The organism is Streptomyces sp. NPDC002092 (assembly GCF_053593775.1).
This window is the reverse complement of sequence record NZ_JBSFDG010000021.1, coordinates 88,713-110,357: the sequence shown is the minus strand read 5'-3', so window position 1 is coordinate 110,357 and position 21,645 is coordinate 88,713. Positions and strand designations below refer to the sequence as shown.

At 72.3% G+C, this 21,645-nt stretch carries 17 protein-coding genes; 8 read left to right on the top strand and 9 right to left on the bottom strand.

Features of this window, described 5'->3' with window-relative positions; genetic code table 11:
- The first annotated feature begins 130 nt into the window (after window positions 1–130).
- Window positions 131–778, top strand: coding sequence for an HU family DNA-binding protein (locus tag ACWCRD_RS37565; RefSeq protein WP_450970179.1), 648 nt, complete (start codon window positions 131–133; stop codon window positions 776–778).
- 89 nt (window positions 779–867) lie between these two features.
- Here ACWCRD_RS37565 and ACWCRD_RS37560 read toward each other — a convergent pair whose 3' ends face one another.
- Both ACWCRD_RS37560 and cofC read right to left on the bottom strand, forming a co-directional pair.
- Complete coding sequence (locus ACWCRD_RS37560; protein ID WP_450970178.1) at window positions 868–1,071, bottom strand: hypothetical protein; 204 nt, start codon at window positions 1,069–1,071, stop codon at window positions 868–870.
- Between the two features lie 200 nt (window positions 1,072–1,271).
- Complete coding sequence (gene cofC / locus ACWCRD_RS37555; protein WP_450970177.1) at window positions 1,272–1,898, bottom strand: 2-phospho-L-lactate guanylyltransferase; 627 nt, start codon at window positions 1,896–1,898, stop codon at window positions 1,272–1,274.
- 155 nt (window positions 1,899–2,053) lie between these two features.
- Between cofC and ACWCRD_RS37550 the strand changes: the two genes are divergently transcribed.
- The 3 genes from ACWCRD_RS37550 to ACWCRD_RS37540 are packed head-to-tail and all read left to right on the top strand — an operon-like array spanning window position 2,054 to window position 5,060.
- Entirely contained in the window at window positions 2,054–2,836 is a 783-nt protein-coding gene (locus ACWCRD_RS37550; RefSeq protein ID WP_450970176.1) for a lysophospholipid acyltransferase family protein, read from the top strand.
- A complete protein-coding gene (locus ACWCRD_RS37545) occupies window positions 2,833–3,843 on the top strand; it encodes an NAD(P)H-dependent glycerol-3-phosphate dehydrogenase (protein WP_099931539.1) in 1,011 nt (336 codons plus the stop codon). Before ACWCRD_RS37550 ends, ACWCRD_RS37545 begins: the two co-directional genes overlap by 4 nt.
- A 59-nt stretch (window positions 3,844–3,902) precedes the next feature.
- The gene (locus tag ACWCRD_RS37540; protein ID WP_450970175.1) at window positions 3,903–5,060 is read left to right on the top strand and encodes a D-alanine--D-alanine ligase family protein; all 1,158 of its coding nucleotides are present in this window, start codon (window positions 3,903–3,905) and stop codon (window positions 5,058–5,060) included.
- Window positions 5,061–5,143: 83 nt separating this feature from the next.
- On the opposite strand, the gene ACWCRD_RS37535 is transcribed toward ACWCRD_RS37540, so the two are convergent.
- Together ACWCRD_RS37535 and ACWCRD_RS37530 are read right to left on the bottom strand one after the other, a co-directional pair.
- Entirely contained in the window at window positions 5,144–5,635 is a 492-nt protein-coding gene (locus ACWCRD_RS37535) for a DUF3515 domain-containing protein (protein WP_450970174.1), read from the bottom strand.
- A 20-nt stretch (window positions 5,636–5,655) separates the two neighbouring features.
- Entirely contained in the window at window positions 5,656–5,889 is a 234-nt protein-coding gene (locus ACWCRD_RS37530) for an Lrp/AsnC family transcriptional regulator (RefSeq protein ID WP_003997603.1), read from the bottom strand.
- A gap of 206 nt (window positions 5,890–6,095) precedes the next feature.
- Here ACWCRD_RS37530 and ACWCRD_RS37525 point away from each other — a divergent pair, with 206 nt between their 5' ends.
- Both ACWCRD_RS37525 and thiD read left to right on the top strand, forming a co-directional pair.
- Window positions 6,096–7,061 carry a thiamine-phosphate kinase gene (locus ACWCRD_RS37525; protein WP_030943058.1) on the top strand — a complete coding sequence of 322 codons (966 nt, stop codon included), beginning with the start codon at window positions 6,096–6,098 and terminating at the stop codon, window positions 7,059–7,061.
- Entirely contained in the window at window positions 7,058–7,864 is an 807-nt protein-coding gene (thiD, locus tag ACWCRD_RS37520) for a bifunctional hydroxymethylpyrimidine kinase/phosphomethylpyrimidine kinase (RefSeq protein ID WP_450970173.1), read from the top strand. Before ACWCRD_RS37525 ends, thiD begins: the two co-directional genes overlap by 4 nt.
- Here thiD and ACWCRD_RS37515 read toward each other — a convergent pair.
- The 3 genes from ACWCRD_RS37515 to rpmB form a co-directional block, all read right to left on the bottom strand.
- Window positions 7,839–9,035 carry an FAD-dependent monooxygenase gene (locus tag ACWCRD_RS37515; RefSeq protein WP_450970172.1) on the bottom strand — a complete coding sequence of 399 codons (1,197 nt, stop codon included), beginning with the start codon at window positions 9,033–9,035 and terminating at the stop codon, window positions 7,839–7,841. The genes thiD and ACWCRD_RS37515 overlap by 26 nt on opposite strands.
- A 34-nt stretch (window positions 9,036–9,069) precedes the next feature.
- Entirely contained in the window at window positions 9,070–12,066 is a 2,997-nt protein-coding gene (locus tag ACWCRD_RS37510) for a BTAD domain-containing putative transcriptional regulator (RefSeq protein ID WP_450970171.1), read from the bottom strand.
- Window positions 12,067–12,179: 113 nt separating this feature from the next.
- A complete protein-coding gene (rpmB, locus tag ACWCRD_RS37505; protein WP_003993230.1) occupies window positions 12,180–12,365 on the bottom strand; it encodes a 50S ribosomal protein L28 in 186 nt (61 codons plus the stop codon).
- A 255-nt stretch (window positions 12,366–12,620) separates the two neighbouring features.
- On the opposite strand from rpmB, the gene ACWCRD_RS37500 reads away from it, so the two are divergent.
- A complete protein-coding gene (locus tag ACWCRD_RS37500) occupies window positions 12,621–14,315 on the top strand; it encodes a DAK2 domain-containing protein (RefSeq protein ID WP_450970170.1) in 1,695 nt (564 codons plus the stop codon).
- Window positions 14,316–14,465: 150 nt separating this feature from the next.
- Here the strand turns inward: ACWCRD_RS37500 and ACWCRD_RS37495 are convergent, their stop codons facing one another.
- Complete coding sequence (locus ACWCRD_RS37495) at window positions 14,466–17,393, bottom strand: tetratricopeptide repeat protein (protein ID WP_450970169.1); 2,928 nt, start codon at window positions 17,391–17,393, stop codon at window positions 14,466–14,468.
- Entirely contained in the window at window positions 17,393–19,240 is a 1,848-nt protein-coding gene (locus tag ACWCRD_RS37490; protein WP_450970168.1) for an HSP90 family protein, read from the bottom strand. Before ACWCRD_RS37490 ends, ACWCRD_RS37495 begins: the two co-directional genes overlap by 1 nt.
- Before the next feature lie 168 nt (window positions 19,241–19,408).
- Between ACWCRD_RS37490 and recG the strand changes: the two genes are divergently transcribed.
- Entirely contained in the window at window positions 19,409–21,628 is a 2,220-nt protein-coding gene (gene recG / locus ACWCRD_RS37485) for an ATP-dependent DNA helicase RecG (RefSeq protein WP_450970167.1), read from the top strand.
- Window positions 21,629–21,645: the final 17 nt, after the last annotated feature.

Genomic DNA, 21,645 nt, shown 5'->3' with positions numbered 1-21,645 from the left:
CGAGACAGCCGAGTTCGTTGCGGCGCACGGGTGATTAGCCCGTTTCGTGTTTGATTTGCGGTATATATCTGCCTAACGTGCGAAAAAGCTTGAACACTTTCGTTCGGGCAATGTCTCCGAAGGGGAAGACGTGAACAAGGCGCAGCTCGTAGAAGCGATTGCCGACAAGCTGGGCGGCCGACAGCAGGCCGCCGAGGCTGTCGACGCGGTCCTGGACGCCATCGTCCGCGCGACCGTCGCCGGGGACCGGGTCTCGGTCACCGGCTTCGGTTCGTTCGAGAAGGTCGACCGTCCGGCCCGCTACGCCCGCAACCCGCAGACCGGCGAGCGGGTTCGGGTCAAGAAGACCTCCGTGCCGCGCTTCCGCGCGGGCCAGGGCTTCAAGGACCTGGTGAGCGGCTCGAAGAAGCTCCCGCGCGGCGGCGAGGTCGCCGTCAAGAAGGCGCCCAAGGGCAGCCTGACCGGTGGCGCTTCGGCGACCGTGAAGAAGGCGGCCGCGAAGAAGACCACCAAGGCGGCCACCGCCAAGAAGACCACGGCGAAGAAGGCGACGGCGAAGAAGACGACGCCCGCCGCCAAGAAGACGACCGCGAAGAAGACGACGGCCACGAAGACCACCGGCGCCGCCAAGACCACCGCGGCGAAGAAGAGCACCGCCAAGACGGCGACCGCCAAGAAGGCCCCGGCGAAGAAGGCGACGGCCAAGAAGGCCCCCGCCAAGAAGTCGGCCGCCCGCAAGACCACCACCGCCAAGACGGCCACGGCCCGCAAGAGGTAAGAGGTAAGGGCACAGGGGCACTCACGCGCCGGGCCGGACTCCGCATCGGAGTCCGGCCCGCGGCGTGTTTTCGGGGGCAAATGGTGTGGTCAGAGGGTCTGGAGTGTCACCAGGGTGATCCGGAGGCTGTCTTTGCCGCCCTCCGTCTCGATGCGGACCCGCTGCCCGGGGCGCAGCAGCCGCAGGCCGCCCGCGTCGAACGCCGGTGCGTCGAAGGGCACCGGGGTGCCGTCGTCCAGCAGCACGCTGCCGGTTCTTGTCTCGGCGTCGTACGTGTATGCGGTGGCTTGCATGGCGGTCAGCCTAATGCGGGCCGGTGCGGGTCTCGTCGTTGGGCTTGCGGCTTGTTTCCGGGTGCGGGTGATTCGTGGCTGGTCGCGCCCACGCGGCGGAGCCGCATATCGGCACAGCCCCGCGCCCCTTTGGGGCGCCAGCCGCGCCCTGCGGGCAATCGTGCCGCCCAGGGCGGCACGGGTGGGCGCAGACGGCACCTCTAAGCGAGCAGCGCCGACACCGCCGCCGTATATCGCCCCACCCCCAGCGTCAGCGCCGCGCGCAAGTCGGCGCCCGTGTCCACGTCCTGGCGTACGGAATCCACGTCCCCGAGCGCGAGCTCCACGGCCCCGGACGCCCGGTGCCGGGCACGGGAATCCGGGCCGAATGCCGGGAGCAATTCCTGGGCGGTGGCTGCGGCCAGCAGCGTCGTGCCGATTGCGGCCGCGTCGGCGAGGAAAGCACGGGGGAATTCCGTGGCCGCGTCAAGGACGCGGGACAATTCCAGGGGCCGCAGCGCCGGGAGATCGGCGTTCAGGGCTGCGACGGGGCTGCCGGGCCGTGCCGCGCGTACGGCGGTCACGCCGTGCGTCAGGGCCGCGTTGAGGCCGCCCCGGGGCTCGTCGGGAACGATCCGGGCGCCCAGCGCGGCGAGCTCGCGGCCGGCCAGGGCGTCGTCCGTGACGACCGCCACATCCCCGACCGCGGGGCAGGCCAGCGCCGCCGCGACGGTGTCCTGGGCGAAGGCGAGGGCGAGTCCGGGGCGCAGCCCGTCGGCCGCGGTGTCCGAGAGCCTGCTCTTGGCGCGCGTCAGGGGTTTCAGGGGTATGACCAAGGTCCACAGCACCGGCGTTCCGTCCCTCTCTTGTCGCGGCCATTGTCACTCAGCCGTCACCTCGACCATCTGGCGGTCGCGTCGTCGGGGCGTACCGTGTTCTCGACAGACCGGCGGCCTGGGGCGACACTTGTGCGGCCCCCTAGGCCCTAGAGGAAGGTGTCCGCGTGCCCCGCCGCAGAATCGGCTTCTGGTACCGCTTCGCAGCGGTGCTCTGCAAACCGCCACTGGTGGTTCTGATCAAGCGGGACTGGCGCGGAATGGAGCACATTCCGGCCGAGGGCGGATTTATCACCGCGGTGAACCACAATTCCCATGTGGACCCCTTCGCCTATGCGCACTATCAGTACAACACCGGACGGGTTCCGCGATTCCTGGCGAAGAGCGGCCTTTTCAAGAAGGGATTCGTCGGAGCCGCGATGCGCGGCACCGGACAGATCCCCGTCTACCGCGAGACCACGGATGCGCTGAGCGCATTCCGCGCCGCGATCGAGGCCGTGGAACGCGGCGAGTGCGTCGCCTTCTACCCGGAGGGCACCATCACCCGGGACCCCGCGCAGTGGCCCATGACGGGCAAGACGGGTGCCGCCCGCGTCGCCCTGACCACCAAGTGCCCGGTGATTCCCGTGGCTCAGTGGGGCGCCAACGAACTGCTGCCGCCGTACGCCAAGAAGCCCAGCCTCCGCCCGCGCAAGACCCACCACGTGCTCGCGGGACCGCCCGTCGACCTCTCGCGCTTCTACGACAAGGAGATGACCCCGGACCTCCTGAAGGAGGCGACCGAGGTCATCATGGCCGCCATCACCCGCCAGCTGGAGGAGATCCGCGGCGAGAAGGCGCCCGAGACGCCGTACGACCCGCGCCGGGAGCGGATCGAGCAGCGGCGCAGGACGCACGAGCAGAAGCAGGTCCAGGAGAGGGCCGGACAGGAAGAGGGGCAGGGTACGTGAGCAAGCCCGTCAAGGCGGCCGTCTTCGGCACCGGTTCGTGGGGCACCGCGTTCGCCATGGTGCTCGCCGACGCGGGGTGCGAGGTGACTCTGTGGGGCCGGCGAGCCGAACTCGCGGACGCGGTCAACTCCACCCGGACGAACCCCGACTACCTCCCCGGTGTCGAACTCCCGGACAACGTACGGGCGACGGCGGACGCCGCCGAGGCGGCCCGCGGCGCCGACTTCACGGTCCTCGCGATCCCCTCGCAGACGCTGCGCGGCAACCTCGCCGAGTGGGCGCCGCTGCTGGCGCCCGACACGACCCTCGTCTCCCTCATGAAGGGCGTCGAACTCGGTTCCGCCATGCGGATGAGCGAGGTGATCGAGGACGTCGCCAAGGTGGGCGCCGACCGGATCGCCGTCGTCACCGGGCCCAACCTCGCGCGGGAGATCGCCGCCCGGATGCCGGCCGCGGCCGTCGTCGCCTGCACCGACGAGGCGGTCGCCCAGCGGCTCCAGGCCGCCTGCCACACGCCGTACTTCCGGCCGTACACGAACACGGACGTGGTCGGCTGCGAACTCGGCGGTGCCGTCAAGAACGTCATCGGCCTCGCCGTCGGCATCGCGGACGGCATGGGCCTCGGCGACAACGCCAAGGGCTCGCTCATCACCCGCGGCCTCGCCGAGACCACCCGGCTCGGCGTCGCACTGGGCGCCGACCCGCTGACCTTCTCCGGACTCGCGGGCCTGGGCGACCTGGTGGCGACCTGCTCCTCGCCGCTGTCGCGCAACCACACCTTCGGCACCAACCTCGGCAAGGGCATGACCCTGCAGGAGACCATCGCGGTCACCAAGCAGACCGCCGAGGGCGTCAAGTCCTGTGAGTCCGTGGCGGATCTGGCCCGCCGGCACGGCGTGGAGATGCCCATCACCGAGACCGTCGTGGACATCGTGCACGAGGGCAAGCCTCCGGTGGTCGCCCTCAAGGAGCTGATGTCGCGCAGCGCGAAGCCCGAGCGACGCTGAGCGAACCTGCTGAGTCGACGCTGTATCGGGGCTCTACCAACGGGTACGCTCAACGCGATATGAGCACCGAGAACCTCCCCCAGAGCCCTGAGCAGCCGCCTCGCAAGCCGCGCGTGGCCGTCGTGTTCGGCGGGCGCAGCTCCGAACACGGGATCTCCGTGGTCACCGCCGGCGCCGTCCTCAAGGCCATCGACCGGACCAAGTACGACGTCCTGCCGATCGGCATCACACGGGACGGCCGCTGGGCCCTCACCGCCGACGAGCCCGAACGCATGGCGATCACCGACCGCCGCACCCCCGAGGTCGAGGACGTGGCCGAGTCGGGCGAGGGCGGTGTGGTGCTCCCCCTGGACCCCGGCAACCGCGAAGTCGTCGTCAGCGAGCCCGGATCGGTGCCCAAGGCGCTCGGCGAGGTCGACGTCGTCTTCCCCGTCCTGCACGGCCCCTACGGCGAGGACGGCACCCTGCAGGGCCTGCTGGAGCTCTCCGGCGTCCCGTACGTGGGTTCGGGCGTGCTCGCCTCGGCCGTCGGCCAGGACAAGGAGTACATGAAGCGGGTGTTCACCTCCTTCGGGCTCAAGGTCGGCCCGTACGTCGTGATCCGGCCCCGCGAGTGGGAGCAGGACGAGTCGGCCGCCCGCAAGAAGATCGTCGACTTCGCCGGCGAGCACGGCTGGCCGCTCTTCGTGAAGCCCGCGCGCGCGGGCTCGTCGATCGGCATCACCAAGGTCGACGACATCGCCGGCCTGGGCGACGCGATCGCCGAGGCCCAGCGGCACGACCCGAAGATCCTCGTGGAGGCGGCGCTGCGGGGCCGTGAGATCGAGTGCGGGGTGCTGGAGTTCGCGGACGGTCCGCGGGCGAGCGTGCCCTCCGAGATCCCCCCGCCGGACGCGCACGCGTACTACGACTTCGAGGCGAAGTACATCGACTCGACCCCGGGGATCGTGCCGGCGCCGCTGACGCCCGAGGAGACCGCCGAGGTACAGCGGCTCGCGGTGGACGCCTTCGAGGCCGCGTCCTGCGAGGGCCTGGTGCGCGCGGACTTCTTCCTCACCGAGGACGGCGAGTTCGTGATCAACGAGATCAACACCATGCCCGGGATGACCCCCATCTCGATGTACCCGCAGATGTGGCAGGCGACCGGCATCAGCTACCCCGAGCTGGTGGACAAGCTCATCCAGGCGGCCCTGCGCAGGTCAACGGGCTTGCGCTGAAGCGCCCCGACAGGGGCGCGGGGAACTGCGCGAGCAACCATGCACGGCCCGCAGTCAACGAATGACGTGTACGCCAATGGCGACTAGTCGGCAATACCCACCGGCACCGCCTTCTTGATGGCAGGCGCCAGATCAACCAACGGCGCCATGCCATCCCCGGCCCGCCCCGCAGGGATACTCACCTCGACATACCCCTTCCGCAGCGTCGAGGTGAAGCGGAAGGACCCGTCCTTCTGCTTCTGCAACAGCCACCCGACGCCGTTCACCTCGACCCCGTCGGCCTCGGGATCACTCATCTCCGCGGGCCGCGGAACACCACAGCGCAGTATGATCGCCGGGTTCCCCCAGCCCGCGGTCAGCGGGGACGCGGGCTCGGGATCCCGGCGACCGAGACCGTCGACCTTGGCCGGCAGTACCTTGTCCAGGCTCCGGCACAGCGCAGCGACCTTCGCCCCCGGCGAGGGAACCGCCGCCGACGCGCTGTCGTCTGCTGATGAGCAGCCCGCGGCGGCGATCAGCAGGACGAGTACGGGCAGCCCGGCAGGAACAGGGCGGCGGCGACTGAAAAAGTTCACCGGCCAAGGGTAGACGGGGGCTACAGATGGACGACCGGGCAGGTCAGGGTACGGGTGATGCCGTCCACTTGCTGGACCTTCGCGACCACCATGCGGCCGAGGTCGTCCACGGTGTCGGCCTGGGCCCGCACGATCACGTCATAAGGTCCTGTCACGTCCTCGGCCTGGATGACTCCAGGGATCTTGCTGATCGTCTCGGCGACGGTCGACGCCTTGCCGACCTCCGTCTGGATCAGGATGTACGCCTGTACCACGGAACCTCCAGGGCGGCCACGAGGATCATGTGGGGAAAAGGAACGCCACGGTATCGCGTCGCCGCTCGCCGCGGGGAGACCTGCGCAGGCCGGGGCTTGCGCGCCGGGGTGCGGGCACGGCAAAGGTTGACGGTCACCTCGACCGTATCGAGGACACTGATGACGCGCGACCGGGCACGGCCAGGGACAGAAGGGGAGCAAGGGCAATGAAGGGCACTGTTGGTGAGCTCGGGGAGTTCGGGCTCATCAGGGAGCTCACCTCCCGTCTCACCACCACCCCGGCGGTCCGGGTCGGCCCCGGCGACGACGCCGCGGTGGTGGCCGCACCCGACCGCCGGGTCGTGGCCAGCACCGACATCCTCCTGGAGGGACGGCACTTCCGCCGCGACTGGTCCACCGCCTACGACGTCGGACGTAAGGCCGCTGCGCAGAACCTCGCGGACATCGCCGCCATGGGTGCCGTACCGACCGCACTGCTGCTCGGCCTGGTGGTGCCCGCCGAACTCCCGGTGACCTGGCCGAGCGAGCTGATGGACGGCATCCGCGACGAGTGCCAGGTCGCGGGCGCGTCCGTGGTCGGCGGGGATGTCGTACGAGGCGACACGATCGTGGTGTCGATCACCGCGCTCGGCGATCTGCGCAACCAGGAACCGATCACCCGGGGCGGCGCCCAGCCCGGCGACCTGGTCGCGGTGACCGGCTGGCTCGGCTGGTCCGCCGCCGGTTACGCGGTGCTCTCCCGGGGCTTCCGCTCACCGCGCGCCTTCGTGGAGGCCCATCGGCGCCCGGAGCCGCCGTACCACGCGGGCCCGGCGGCCGCGGGGCTCGGCGCGACCGCGATGTGCGACGTCAGCGACGGGCTGATCGCCGACCTGGGGCACATCGCCGAGGCCAGCAAGGTCCGTATCGACATCCGTTCCGGCGCGATCGACATCCCCTCCCAGATGAACGACATCGGGCAGGCCGTCGGTGTCGACCCCATGCAGTGGGTGCTGACCGGGGGAGAGGACCACGCGATCGTGGCGACCTTCCCGCCGGACGTGAAGCTGCCGGCCCGCTGGAAGGTGATCGGCGAGGTGCTCAACCCCTCGGCGCTGCCCCAGGTGACGGTGGACGGGGCGCCGTGGACCAGCAAGGGCGGCTGGGACCACTTCGGGGACATCGAGTCATGAGCACCCCGCCCAGGGTGCTGACGGTCGCGGGCTCCGACTCCGGCGGCGGGGCCGGGATCCAGGCCGACTTGAAGACGATGCTCGCGCTCGGCGTGCACGGCATGAGTGTCGTCACGGCGGTCACCGCGCAGAACTCCCTCGGCGTGCAGGGGGCTTGGGAGCTGCCGGTGGCGGCCGTGCGGGCCCAGTACCGCAGCGTGGTCGACGACATCGGCGTACAGGCGGTCAAGACCGGGATGCTGGCCTCGGCGGAACTCGTCGAGACGGTGGCCGAGTTGATCGCCGCGACCGATGCCCCCGCGGTCGTCGACCCGGTCGGCATCTCCAAGCACGGGGACTCGCTGCTGGCGGCCTCCGCGCTGGAGTCCGTACGCACGAAGCTGCTGCCCGCGGCGACCGTCGCGACGCCGAACCTCGACGAGGTGGCGCAACTCGCCGGGGTGCACGTCGGGTCGGAGTCGGATCTGCGCGAGGCGGCGGCGGCCGTGCTGTCGTACGGGCCGCGCTGGGTGCTCATCAAGGGCGGTCATCTGCCCGGCGAGGCCGTCGACCTGCTCACCGACGGCTCCGAGGAGCACTGGCTGCGCGCCCCGCGGCACGACAACCGGCACACGCACGGCACGGGCTGCACCCTCGCGTCGGCGATCGCGTCGCAGCTCGCGAAGGGGCAGTCCGTGCCTCAGGCGGTGGCGGCGGCCAAGGAGTACGTCACCGGGGCGATCGCGGCCGGGTTCGCACTCGGCGGCGGGATCGGGCCCGTGGACCACGCCTGGGCGCTCAGAACGGGTACTCCCTCAGCTTGATGTCCGTGGCCGCCTTCTCGGTCATCCGCTTGAAGAAGCGGGCCATCGGACGGGAGGCGAGAATCCGGTACATGCGGTCCCGGCTGCGGATGCGCCGCTCGGTCGCCGGGGCGAAGAACGGGCCCGCGTTCCCGGAGATCTTCTGGCAGCCCTTGGCGAAGTCCCGGATCCGGGTCTCGTACTCCGCGAAGGCGGTGCGGAAGTCGCCGTCCGCGAGGGCGAGTTCACCGGCGAGGACGTACGCGCCGACGATCGCCACGCCCGTCCCCATGCCGCCCATGGTCGCCCCGTACCCGGCGTCGCCGAGCAGAGCCACGCGCCCCTTGGTGAGGCGGTCGACGTGGATCTGGGCGATGGCGTCGAAGTACAGGTCGTCGGTCTGTTCGAGGGTCTTGAGGATCGTCGGCCCCTCCCAGCCCAGTCCGGCGAAACGCTCCAGGAGGATCCGCTTCTGCGCGGTGACGTCCCGGCGGTCGTAGCGCAGTTCCTCGGACCGGAAGACCAGCAGCGCCCCGGCGCGGTCCGGGTCGCCGTCGTAGTTGCCGACGACGACCGCGCGGCCGGGCTCGCTGTAGACCCGGCCGGTGCGGTCGAGGCCCAGGTGGTTGGGGACGTCGAAGCCGGCCACGTAGTGGTCGAAGAAACGCAGGTAGCGGGATTCGTCGCCGAAGACCAGCCGACGGGTGTGGGAGTGCAGCCCGTCCGCCCCGACGACCAGGTCGAAGCGGCGCGGCGCGCCCCGCTCGAAGGTGACGTCGACGCCCTGCGGGTCCTCGGCGAGGGTGGCGATCGAGTCGCCGAAGACGTACTCGACGTCGCCCTTCGTCCGCTCGTACATGATCCGCGCGAGCTCGCCGCGGAAGATCTCCACGTCCCCGCTCATCAGGTCCGCGGGCAGGTCCACGCGCGGGCTGCCGTCCGCGTCGACGACTGTCTGGCGGCCCATGTGGGTCTGGCGGGCGTGGATCTCGTCCCAGATGCCCATGGAGGTGAGGACCTTGCGGTGGACGTGGCCGCGGAAGTCGACCGCGAATCCGCCGCCGCGCAACTCGGGGGCCTTCTCGACGACGGTCACCCGGGCGCCGAGACGGGCCAGGTCGAGGGCGAGGGCGGGGCCGGCGACGCTCGCGCCGGAGACCAGGACGCTGAGGTTGCTGAGGTTCTTCGTCATGCCGTGAGCTTCGGCGGGGGCGCTGACCGCCCGCCTACCGTTCGATGACCGCCGCTGACCGCAGGGTCCGGCCCCGCTCGAAGGCCGCCGCGTACTCCTGGGCCGACAGCTCGGCGCGGGCGTGCCGTTCGGTGCGTACGACGTCCGGGGCGCCCGTGTCCGGGGCGCCCCGCAGGCCCGTCGCCGCGCCCAGCAGGACGGCCGCCCGTTCGGCCGACCCGGCGACGGACGCCAGCGCCTCGGCCACCTCGGCGAGTTCGAGATCGCCGGGTCCCTCGGCGGCGAGTCCGGCGGCCTGCCGGAACCAGTCGCGGGCCTCCTCAACATCCCCCTCGGCGCTGGCCGTGCGGCCGAGACCGATGAGGATCCGTGCGCTCTCACCGACGCTGAACCAGTTCGCGGCGCAGGTCTCCAGAGCTGCTTCGTACTGTTCACGCGCGCGTGCCGTGTCCCCGGCCAGCCGGGCCGCGTCACCGAGGCCGCGCCGGGCGGCGGCCATCTTGTCGGGCAGACCGGCGTCACGGGCGAGCGTCAGCGCCTGCCCGAAATGGATCTCGGCACCGGCCGTGTCGCCCTGGTGCAGCAGCACGGCGCCCCGGGTGCGCAGCAGGTCGGCGGTCTCCTCGGGGGCCGCCACCTCCCGCATGTGCGCCAGACCCTCGTCGATCAGCTCCAGGGCGCGCCGCGCGTCCCCGCGCGCGAGGGCGAACATGCCGAGCGGATCGAGGCAGTTGGCCATCCCCCAGCGGTCGCCCGTCCTCCGGAACGCGTCCAGCGCCCGGGCGAAGCTCTGCTCGGCCTCCCGCGGCCGGCCCGCGAACCGCTCCTGGAAGCCCAGGCCCACCTCCAGCAACGCGCGAGCCCAGGGATCCTCGCCGGCCAGGGCGACGGCCCGGTCGTTGCTCGCGGGCCGGGGGCCGACCGCCAGCGACCACAGCATGAGGATGTACGGCAGCCGCAGCGGGCCCTCGTACGCGGTCAGGAGGGCGTCCACGCGCGCGACGAGCCCGTCGCGGCCGACAGCGTCCTCGCCGTCGCCCAGGAGCACGTTGATCGCACACAGCACGTACTCCTCCGTCAGCCCCGGAGGCGGTGCGTCCCCGACGGCGGCCAGCAGTTCCCGTGCCGACGCCACCTGTTCGCCGTGCAGTCCGCGCAGGCGCCAGAAACACGACAGGACGGCCATCAGCCGCAGGGCGTCCCCGGGGCCGTGGCGCACGAGGTGGCGGAGCGCGGCGTCCAGGTTGTCGTGCTCGGCGGACAGCCGCTCCAGCCACGGCAGTTGCCCGCCGGCCCGGATGTTCGGCTCCGCCTCCTCGGCCAGCCGCAGGAAGTACGCGGCGTGCGCGTCGGCGAGGCCGCCCGGGTCCGTCAGGTCCTCCGCGGCGAACGCCCTGATCGTCTCCAGCATCCGGTAGCGTCCCTCGGCCACCTCCACGAACGACTTCTCGACCAGCGAGGCCAGGACGTCCTCGGGGTACGGCAGCGCGCACACCGCCTCGACCGCCTCCAGCGTCGCACCCCCGGAGAACACCGTCAGCCGGCGCGCCAGCTCCCGCTCCTCCTCGTCCAGCAGGTCCCAGCTCCACTCCACGACGGCGCGCAGGGTGCGGTGCCGGGGTGCCTTGGAGCGGTCGCCCCGGGACAGTACGCGGAACCGGTCGTCCAGGCGGTCCGCCAGCTCGTCCGGGGTCAGGGTGCGCAGCCGGGCCGCCGCCAGCTCGATGGCGAGCGGGAGCCCGTCGAGGGCGGCGCAGATGCCGTCCACGCGCGCGTGGGCCTCGAATCCGGGGCGTACGGCCCGGGCCCGGTCGACGAAGAGCCGTACCGCGGGTTCCGGCGGCAGCGGCGGCACGGGGACCAGCACCTCGCCGGTGATCCCCAGGGACTCGCGGCTGGTGGCGAGGACGCGCACGCCGGGGCACGAGCCGAGCAGCAGCGCGGCGATCCGGGCGGCCTCCTCGACCAGGTGCTCGCAGTTGTCGAGCACGAGAAGCAGCTCGCGCTCCTCCAGCGCGGCCAGCAGCCGGTCCGTGCTGTCGGCCGTGGCCGTGCGGAAGCCCTCACGCACGCCGAGCGCGGTGAGGACGGCGTACGGGATCTGCTTGCCGTCCGTGAGCGGGGCCAGCTCGACGAATCGGACATCGGCGTGCCGGTTCGCCGCCTCGATCGCCAGCCGTGTCTTGCCCGCACCGCCCGGGCCGGTGAGCGTGACCAGGCGAGCCTCGGCCAGGAGACCGGCGATCCGGGTGAGTTCGCCCTCGCGGCCCACGAAACGGGTCAGCTGGACCGGGAGGCGGCGGCGCTCGGGTCCGTCGCCCTGAAGCAGCTCCAGGTGCAGCGCGGACAGTTCGGGCGAGGGATCGGCGCCCAGTTCGTCGGCGAGGGTGCGCCGGGCGTCCTCGTACACCGTGAGCGCCTCGGCGGGCCGCCCGCCCGCGTGCAGTGCCCGCATCAGCTGCCCGTACAGGCGCTCGCTCAGCGGGTGCGCGGACAGCAGCGTCCGCAGCTCCGGTACGAGTTCCGGGCCGCCGCCGAGCGCCAGGTCCGCCTCGATCCGGTCCTGTACGGCGGCCAGCCTGAGCTCCTCGAGCCGGGCGGCCTCGGCGTGCGCGTCCGGGAGGTCGGGCAGTGCGGGGCCGCGCCACAGGGCGAGTGCCTCCCTGAGGTGTGCGGCGGCCTGCCGGTGATCACCGGCAACCGTGCGTGCCTGCGCGGCCAGCTGTTCGAAGCGGAGGGCGTCGACCGTGTCGGGAGCGGTGGCGATGCGGTAGCCGGTGGGGGTCGCCTCGATCTCCGCGTGCGGGGCCAGACGCCGGCGCAGACGGGAGATCTGTGACTGGAGGGCGTTGGCGGCTCCCGCGGGCGGCTCGGCGCCGTACAAACCGTCGATCAGCCGGCCCGTGGAGACCGACCGGCCGGCGTCGAGCAGCAGGAGGGTCAACAGGGCGCGGGGGCGGGGCCCTCCGGGGTCGACGGGGGCGCCGTCGTCGGTGCGTGCCTCCAGGGGGCCCAGGATGCCGAAGCGCATGCGCCCAGCTTGTCAGGTCCGCCGTCTTGTCAGGTACAGCAAAAAGCCGGCCCACCCTGAGGTGGACCGGCTCAGTGCAGCGAACCAGCAGTGGCCGCGCGCTTAGCTGTGCGTCAGCGCGAGACCTTGCCGGCCTTGATGCACGAGGTGCAAGCGTTCACGCGCTTCGGCGTCCCGCCGACCACGGTACGGACGCGCTGGATGTTCGGGTTCCAGCGACGGGACGTACGGCGGTGCGAGTGCGAGATGTTGTTGCCGAAGCCCGGCCCCTTGCCGCAGACGTCGCAGTTGGCAGCCACGGGTCACTCCAAAGACTTCAGATGCACTTACGGTTGGATCCCGGCATGCCGGGATCGAGATCGCAGGATCAGAGATCTGAGTGGCGGTGCCAGGGGAATGGCCCGATGTGGATCGGGCAACCGGAGCAGCATACAACGACTGCGCCAGTACAACGAAACTACCATGGCTGATCAGGGCTCCGCTCCCGGCCCTCTTCCGGTGGTCACCCGCTCCGGGTCTACGCTGCGTCCAGTCCGGATCCTGAGGAGGCGCAGGTGGCGCAGGTGCCGCAGACATTCTTCGATGCTCTCGCGGTGCGCACCTGGTGCGGCCTCGCGCTGGAGGCGCTCGGCCGTGCGCGCGAGGAGATCGACGCGATCAACGTCTACCCCGTGGCCGACGGGGACACCGGCACCAACCTGTATCTGACCGTGGAGTCCGCCGTCGGGGCGGTGGAGGCCGTCTTCGCCGGGCATGAGGTGGACTCCGGGGTCGCCGGGAAGCCTTCGCTGGCCGAGGCCGCGAGCGCGATGGCGCACGGGGCGCTGATAGGCGCCCAGGGGAACTCCGGGACGATTCTCGCGCAGCTGCTACGCGGCATGGCGCAGGTGCTGGCCGCCGAGGGTGGGACGCCTCACACCGACGGCTCCGGCCTCCGGCTCGCCCTGCGGCACGCGGCCGACTCCGCCCGCCAGGCCGTCGCGCACCCGGTCGAGGGGACGGTCCTGTCGGTGGCCTCCGCGGCCGCCGACGCGGCCATGGGAGCCGAGGGCGACTGCGGGGCGGTCGCGCGGGCCGCATACGAGGGAGCGCGCGCTGCGCTGGCCGCGACCCCCGGGCAGCTGGCCGTCCTGGGCCGCGCCGGCGTGGTCGACGCGGGCGGACGCGGACTGGTGGCGGTGCTCGCGGCGCTGGTGGAGACGTTCACGGGGGAGGCGCCGGCGGCCGTCGCGCTTTTCGGCGGGCACGCGCGTGTGCAGACCGATACGGCCGTGGTGGAGAGCACCCTCGTGGCCGAGGACTGCGTCCCCCCTGTGGAGAAGGGCGGACCAGCATATGAGGTGATCTATCTCCTGGAGGCCGAGGAGGCGGCCGTGGACCGGCTGCGGGCGCGCCTCGACACCCTCGGGGACTCGCTGGTCGTGGTCGGCGGTGACGGGCTGTGGAACGTGCACGTACACGTGGACGACGCGGGCGCCGCCGTGGAGGCGGGGGTCGAGGCGGGGCGACCGCACCGGATCCGGATCACCCACTTCGGCGTCGGTGACGTGCACACCACCGGTGGGCAGCGGCCGCCCAGGGAGCAGGTGCAGCGGGCGGTCGTGGCCGTCGTGCCGGGCGAGGGCCTGGCCGGGCTGTACACCGAGGCGGGCGCGACCACTGTCCTTGCGCGCCCCGGGGAGCCGCCTGCGAGCGGTGAGCTCGTCGACGCCGTACGGCGCGCCCACGCGCGCGAGGTCGTGCTGCTGCCCAACGACGCCGACCTGCGCCACACCGCCGCCGCGGCGGCCGAGCAGGCCCGGACCGAGGGCATCCGGGTGGCCCTGATCCCGACCCGCTCCGCGGTCCAGGGGATCGCCGCGCTCGCCGTGCACGAACCGGAGCGCCGCTTCGACGAGGACGTCGTGTCGATGACCTCCGCGGCCGGCGCGACCCGCTACGCCGAGGTCGCGGTCGCCGAGCGCCAGTCCTGGACCATGGCCGGAATCTGCCAGGCCGGGGACGTCCTCGGCCTCATCGACGGCGACGTGGCCGTGATCGGCTCCGACGTCACCCTCACCGCCGAAACCGTCCTCGACCGCATGCTCCAGGCCGGCGGCGAACTGGTCACCCTGGTCCTGGGCGACGAGGCCCCCGACTCCGTCGCAGACCGCCTGCAGACCCGCGTCCGCGAGTCGTACCTCGCCGTGGACACGGTGGTGTACCGCGGCGGCCGCCAGGGAGCCCTGCTCCTGATCGGCGTCGAATAGCCCCACCGGGCCCCCGCTCCTGACGTCAGCAGCCCCGACGGCCCGCCCGCTCCTGCCCTCCGCCGACCGCGAGGACCTCGGGCGGGCGGCGGGGCTCCCGGCTGGGCCGACCCCGGAGCCTCCGGCTTGAGCCGGTTCTGCCTCCCGACCTCAGTCCGCTCGCTGTTCCTCCACCACCTCCAGCATCTGTTCCGCCTCCGCCTGCCGGGCCTGGGCCGTTTCGTCCTGGGGGTCGGCGCCGTCGTATGCGGCGAGGACCGTACGGGCGCGTGTTGCTGCTCGGGAGGGGCGGGCGAGGTCGGCTTCCAGCCAGCCTGCGGCGAGTTCGGCGCCGGTGCGGCTGTGCAGGGCGGCGTCGCCGAGGGAGGTGAACACCGCGATCGCCTCGGTGACCTCGGACAGGGCGTCTTCGAGCGCCGCCCGGATCGAGTCGTCGTCGGCGTCCTCCGTGGCGGAGCGGGCGAGCAGGTCGCCGAACTGGCGGTGGGTGTGCCCGAGTTCGGCGACGAGCCGCTGCCGCGCCTCCTCATCGGCCGCGGCGGTGCCCAGCGCTGTCTCGCACTCCCGGACCGCGCCCGCCATCAGCTCCCGTGCCGCGTCCGTCCCGTCCTCCGCGCGCAGCGCGAGCCAGGCGCGGGCGCGCAGGGAGCGTACGAGGCCGTGGACGTTGCCCAGCGAGCGCCACAGGTCGCCCGCACGCGCGTACGCCTGGTCGGCCTCGGCGGGCAGCCCGGCGGCGCCGAGCGACTCGGCGGCGAGGTGGGCCAGCGTCGCGTGGTCGTGCTGCTCGGGCCACTCCTTGGCGATCTCCGCGGCCTGCAGCCGCCGCTCGGCCGCCTCGCGGTGCTCGCCCAGTTCGCTCAGACAGTCACCCAGCCACCACAGCGTCTGGACGACCGCGCCGTCCCCGTGCGTCTCGGCACTCAGGTCGGGCAGCGCCGACTCCAGCACCTCCGCCGCCTCGGCCCACCGCTCCTGCCGCAGCAGGAACCCGCCGAGCTGCTGCCGCGCCCAGGCGCCGAGCGTCGGTCCCTCGTCCGCCTCGTCGGCCCAGTGCGCCGCCTCCAGGGCGTGCTCCGCGGCCTCCACGGACAGCCCCCGGCCGCCCAGCACCTCGGCGAGCTGCAGATGCAGCTGGGCCCGACCGACCGCCTCCAGATGCGCCCCGCCGTGCTCCAGGGCCGCCCGCAGCGCTCGTTCCGCCCCCGAGGTGTCGCCCAGGTGATGCGCCAGCCCGGCCAGTCGCGCCTCGTACTCCACCGCGAACCACGGCAGCCCGGACCCGACGAACCCGGCCGTGGCCCGCCCGAACAGCTCCACGGCGGTCTCCAGGTCACCGCGGCGCACCGCCAGATCCGCGAGCATGGCCTGCGCCTCGGCCTCCCGCGCGGCGATCCGCACATCGTCCCCGGTGTACCCGCCGACCAGCGCGAGCAGTTCGCGTACGGCGCTCTCTGCATCGGCGAGAACCGTTTCCTCAGCCGGCTCGCCCGCCTCCTGCACCCGCCGCATCAGCACCCGCGCCCGTCCCATCAGCACGGACGCCGTCTGCCGCACCCCGGTGGCGTCGTCGGCGTACAGCGCCAGAACCTGGTCGTACGGCTCGGCGACCGCCGCCAGCGCCTCGTCCACCTGACCGGACAGCGCGCGCACATACGCCGCACGCGTGCGTGCCGCCAGCGCCTCACCGGGGTCGCCGGCCTCCGCGTACAGCTCGGCGGCCCGTTCGAAGAGTGCGGCGCCCTCCGGACCCCGGTCCATCGCCTCGTGGTCGGCGATCTCCGCGCGGTCGCGGGCGTCCAGCTCGACTCCCTCCGCGGCGCGCGACACGGCCGCCCAGGCGTCCATGGCGTTCGGCTGCAGGGTGTGCGAGAGCCGGCGGGCCGCCGCCAGCAGGGTGGGAAGGTCCGGCACGTCCGAGGTCACGGCAGCCGGCGGCGCCGCCGGAGGCGTCGAGACCGGGCGCGTCGCCCGCACCCCGAGCGGCAACCGCTCGACCAGCGGTCGCTGCGCCGTACGCGCGCGTGCCCGCTCACTGACGTACGCGTTCCCGTTGCGCTCGTCGAAACGCGCCGCCAGGGCGAGCGCCTCGGCACGCGCGTGTGTGGCGAGTTCGTGCGCCGTCCACCTCCGGCCGGCCGGTCCGGGCACCTCCCGGTCGCCCAGCCCGGCCTCGTCCAGCCGCTCCATGAGCAGCGTCACCACGCTCAGGAAGTCCAGCCGGCTGCGCGGATGGCCGGTGTCCGTGAAGTACGCCGGCCGCTCCGCGAGCAGTTCCAGACCGCGCGCCTCGTTCCCGGTCAGCGCGCAGAACTCAAGGTGGTCCGCGTACGCGCCCCGCATGCTCTCCATGGACCGCACCAGCCGGAAGCCCCGCAGATGGTTGGCGCGCGCCTCGTCCGTGCGGCCCAGCCGCAGCAGCGGCACCAGGGACGACGCGAGCACCGTATGCGGCTCGTGGGCGCACGTGAACTCGCCCTCCAGCACCGGCCGCCACAGCAGCAGCGCCTGCGCGTCCCGCCCCCGCTCCGCCTGCCACCAGCCCTGCCCGTGCAGCTCGCAGGCAGGGCAGTCGGCCATGCTGTCCCGGTCGGCGGCCAGCCACGCGGCGTACGCCCGCTCCGCGCGCGCGACGTCCCCGATGTGCGCCGCCACACTGAACTCGGCACTGCGCACGGCCCGCTCGGAGTGCCCGGCGAGCCGGTAGCGGTGCTCCATCTCGCCCAGCCACTTCTCGATCGAGGCGAGCGGCACATGCGGCTGGTCGAGCATGCCGGACGACATCCACTTGAAGACCCAGTGCAGCGAGTGCGCCTCGTACTCGTCGAAGTCCCCGGGCCGCTCGTCCCACATACGCAGCAGACGCGCGAAGGGGACGAACATCTTGTCCTTCTCGGAGCTGTAGTTGTAGACCTTCAGCTGGTGCCCGAGCGCCTCGATCACGGCGAGCGGGATGCCGAGCCTCTCGGCCTCCACGAGCAGCTGCTCCGCGCGCGCGTTGCGCGCCGGGCCCTCAGGCCGTTCGGAGTTCTCCGCCATCGCGCGGCGCAGGGAGTCGAAGTCCGTGATCCCGCTCATCAGTTGCCGTCCTCCCCGTGGGTCGCCCATTCCAGCAGGCCGATGAACGCCCGGTTCAGCAGCGCCGTGTCCGCCGGCCGCAGCGGACGCTGCGCCATGAGCAGCGCCTGCCCGTACAGGGACTCGGTGGCGGTGCCGATCAGTTCCGGGTCGCCGAGCGAACTGATCCGCCGGACCAGCGGGCTGAGGTGGTTGAGCACGAGACGCGCGCGTGGGGCGCTGCCGCGGAGCGACCCCAGGATGCCCGCCCAGAGGTCGTCGGCCTGCTCCTCGGCCTCGGCGCGGGCCTGCTCGTGGCGGGCCGCCCGGTCGTCCAGGTGCAGCGCGGGAACGGACAGCGGGTGGAAGGCCCGCAGCACCACATCGCACCCCAGGGGATCGAGTTTCGCCCGCGCGGCCGCCAGGAAGCCGGACAGGGCCAGCTCCTCGGCCGGGTCGACCGTGTCCAGATGGGCGGTCACCGTGTCGGCGTCCAGCTCCGCGACCACCGTCCCGGGCCGCACCGAAGGCAACGCCTCGACCAGCTCGCTGTCGTACGTGTAACCGCCGTTGATCACCCCGACGCCCTGCGCGGACGCGATCGGTGCGACCTGCCGGTACTCCTCCACGGTCCGCGTGAAGTGCACCACCGGGTGGCGCTGCGCGAACTCCTCCAGCGACAGCTGCCCGTCGGTGGTCTCGAAGGGCAGCCACGGCAGCATCGTCCGCAGCATCTCCTTGTCGTGCCGCGCCAGGGACTTCACACCCAGGTGGTGCACGGACAGAAAGGCCGCCAGCCGCTGCGGATCGCCGGCCGCGAGCCCGGTCAGCCAGGACCGGATCCTTGTCCCCAGTGCTTCCCGTACGGCGGCCAGCGTCTCGTCCTCGTACAGCGACTCGCGCGAGGCCGTGGGCCGCAGACTGTCGGTGTCCAGCACGCACCGCACGAAGAACGCCCAGTCCGGCAGCAGCTGTTCGGCCCGCTCGGTCAGCAGCATGCCCTTCAGATGCACGCGGTGCGTCGCCCGCTGGGCGGGGCTCACGGCCGACGGAAGGACGTACGCCACTCCGCGGATCCCGGCGAGCGGCACGTTCAGCTCGATCGAGTCGAGCGGGGTGAAGCCGAACAGCTCGTGACAGTGCCGCGCCAGCGCCACACGCCGGTTGGCGGGGGAGGCGTACGACCGGTCCCAGGGCGCCGGAAGGTCGGTGACCGCCTCGTCGCCGACCCGGACGTCGTACGGCAGCAGCGACCCGAAGTCCCGCGCCAGTGTGAGCACCCGCTCGGGCGCGAGCCACTCGCCGGCCCCCGCCCGCGCCACCAGGTGCACGGTGGTGCCCGGTTCGGGCCGCGCCTCGTGCGGCAGCGTCCGCACGGTGTACGAACCGTCGTCGCTCGCCGTCCACTCCACGACCGCCGCGTCCGGTGTGCGGGCGCTGCGGCTGACGACCCGGATCCGCTCGGCGACCACGAAGCAGGCCAGCAGTCCGATGCCGAACTGGCCGAGGAAGTCGGAACGGGCCTCCTGGATCCCGTCGGCGATCTGGTCGGTCCGCTTGGAACTGCGCCCGATGGTGGCCAACAGGGTGTGCACGTCCGTCTCGGTGAGCCCCACCCCCGTGTCCTCGACCCGCAGAACACCGGCCTGGGTATGCAGCCGCACCCGCGCCGGCGCATCGGGCTGCTCCGCCCGCCTGGCGGTGATGGCGTCCACGGCGTTCTGCAGCAGCTCCCGCAGATAGACCTTGGGACTGGAGTAGAGGTGATGGGAGAGCAGGTCCACCAGCCCGCGCAGGTCGACCTGGAACGTATGAGGTGACTGAGGTGACTGGGACGGCTGGGATGACTTCGAAGTCTGGGAGTCCATCGTCGCAGCGCCGGTGGGGGGAGGTTCGCGACGGCGCGGGGTCGGGCGGTCCCTGGTGGGGCGGTGACCGCGGGGGATGGCCGGAGCGCGCCATCCTAAGGCCGGAACGAGCCGTCTGACCAGGGGTTTCGCGGGACGTATACGGGATTGTCAGTGGCGTGGTGTGCAATGGATCTCGTGCCCGCACTGGAAGAACCACTGAAGCAACCACTGAAGTCAGTGCTCGGCCCCGCCACCGCGAAGGTGATGGCCGAGCACCTCGGCCTGCACTCCGTCGGCGACCTCCTCCACCACTACCCGCGCAGATACGAGGAGCGCGGCCAGCTCACCCACCTCGCCGACCTCCCGATGGACGAGCACGTCACGGTGGTCGCGATGGTCGCCGACGCCCGCCTGCACACCTTCGCCTCGGCCAAGGCCCCCCGCGGCAAGGGCCAGCGCCTCGAGGTCACCATCACCGACGGCAGCGGCCGCCTCCAGCTGGTCTTCTTCGGCCACGGCGTCCACAAGCCCCACAAGGAACTCCTGCCGGGCACACGCGCGATGTTCGCGGGCAAGGTCTCCGTCTTCAACCGCCGCCTGCAACTGGCCCACCCGGCCTACGAGTTGCTACGGGGTGACAGCGACGAAACGGTCGAGACCTGGGCCGGCGCCCTCATCCCCATCTACCCGGCCACGGCCAAGCTGGAGTCCTGGAAGATCGGCAAGGCGCTCCAGACGGTCCTGCCCACCGCCCAGGAGGCCATCGACCCGCTGCCGGAGGGACTGCGCGAGGGCCGCGGCCTGGTCTCCCTCCCCGAGGCCCTGCTCAAGATCCACCGCCCGCACACCAAGGCCGACATCGAGGACGCCCGGGCCCGCCTCAAGTGGGACGAGGCCTTCGTCCTCCAGGTGGCCCTCGCCCGCCGCAGGCACGCCGACGCCCAACTCCCGGCGGTCGCCCGCAAACCCAAGCCCGACGGCCTGCTCACCGCCTTCGACGACCGCCTGCCCTTCACCCTCACCGAGGGCCAGCAGAAGGTCTCCAAGGAGATCTTCGACGACCTGGCGACCGAGCATCCGATGCACCGCCTGCTGCAGGGAGAGGTCGGATCGGGAAAGACCATGGTGGCCCTCCGCGCCATGCTCGCCACGGTCGACGCCGGCGGCCAGGCCGCCATGCTCGCCCCCACCGAGGTCCTCGCCCAGCAGCACCACCGCTCCGTCGTCGAGATGATGGGCGAGCTCGCCGAGGGCGGGATGCTGGGCGGTGCCGAGCACTCCACCAAGGTCGTGCTGCTGACGGGTTCCATGGGCGCCGCCGCCCGCCGCCAGGCCCTGCTCGACCTGGTCACCGGCGAGGCGGGCATCGTGATCGGCACCCACGCCCTGATCGAGGACAAGGTCCAGTTCCACGACCTGGGCCTGGTCGTCGTCGACGAACAGCACCGCTTCGGCGTCGAACAGCGCGACGCCCTGCGCGGCAAGGGCAAACAGCCCCCGCACCTCCTCGTCATGACGGCCACCCCCATCCCGCGCACGGTCGCCATGACCGTCTTCGGCGACCTGGAGACCTCGGTCCTCGACCAACTCCCCGCAGGCCGCTCGCCCATCGCCTCGCACGTCGTCCCGGCCGCCGACAAGCCCCACTTCCTCGCCCGCGCCTGGGAGCGGGTCCGCGAGGAGGTCGAGGGCGGCCATCAGGCGTACGTCGTCTGCCCCCGCATCGGTGACGAGGAGGACGACCCGAAGAAGCCCGGCAAGAAGAAGTCCCCGGAGGACGAGGCCGAGAAGCGCCCCCCGCTCGCCGTCCTCGACGTGGCCGACCAGCTCGCCAAGGGTCCGCTCCAGGGCCTGAGCGTCGAGGTCCTGCACGGCAGGATGCACCCCGACGACAAGGACGCGGTCATGCGCCGCTTCGCGGCCGGCGACACCGATGTCCTGGTGGCCACGACGGTCATCGAGGTCGGCGTCAACGTCCCGAACGCCACCGCGATGGTGATCATGGACGCCGACCGCTTCGGCGTCTCCCAGCTCCACCAGCTGCGCGGCCGCGTCGGCCGTGGCTCGGCCCCCGGCCTCTGCCTCCTGGTCACCGAAATGCCCGAGGCGAGCGCGGCCCGCCAGCGTCTGACCGCGGTCGCCTCCACCCTCGACGGCTTCGAACTCTCCCGCATCGACCTGGAACAGCGCCGCGAGGGAGACGTCCTGGGCCAGGCCCAGTCGGGCGCCCGCACCAGCCTCCGCGTCCTGGCGGTCATCGAGGACGAGGAGGTCATCGCGGAGGCAAGGGAGGAAGCGGCGGCCGTGGTGGCGGCGGATCCGGAGCTGACGGGGCTTCCAGGCCTGCGGACGGCCTTGGACGCGCTCTTGGACGAGGAAAGAGAGCAGTACTTGGAAAAGGGCTGAGGTGCAGCGCCCCTAAG

Coding starts and splice junctions, on each gene's coding strand:
- ACWCRD_RS37560 (WP_450970178.1), bottom strand. CDS start 1,071: ATGCAAGCCACCGCATACACGTACGACGCCGAGACAAGAACCGGCAGC.
- ACWCRD_RS37540 (WP_450970175.1), top strand. CDS start 3,903: ATGAGCACCGAGAACCTCCCCCAGAGCCCTGAGCAGCCGCCTCGCAAG.
- ACWCRD_RS37525 (WP_030943058.1), top strand. CDS start 6,096: ATGAAGGGCACTGTTGGTGAGCTCGGGGAGTTCGGGCTCATCAGGGAG.
- thiD (WP_450970173.1), top strand. CDS start 7,058: ATGAGCACCCCGCCCAGGGTGCTGACGGTCGCGGGCTCCGACTCCGGC.
- ACWCRD_RS37515 (WP_450970172.1), bottom strand. CDS start 9,035: ATGACGAAGAACCTCAGCAACCTCAGCGTCCTGGTCTCCGGCGCGAGC.
- ACWCRD_RS37510 (WP_450970171.1), bottom strand. CDS start 12,066: ATGCGCTTCGGCATCCTGGGCCCCCTGGAGGCACGCACCGACGACGGC.
- ACWCRD_RS37495 (WP_450970169.1), bottom strand. CDS start 17,393: ATGAGCGGGATCACGGACTTCGACTCCCTGCGCCGCGCGATGGCGGAG.
- ACWCRD_RS37490 (WP_450970168.1), bottom strand. CDS start 19,240: ATGGACTCCCAGACTTCGAAGTCATCCCAGCCGTCCCAGTCACCTCAG.
- recG (WP_450970167.1), top strand. CDS start 19,409: ATGGATCTCGTGCCCGCACTGGAAGAACCACTGAAGCAACCACTGAAG.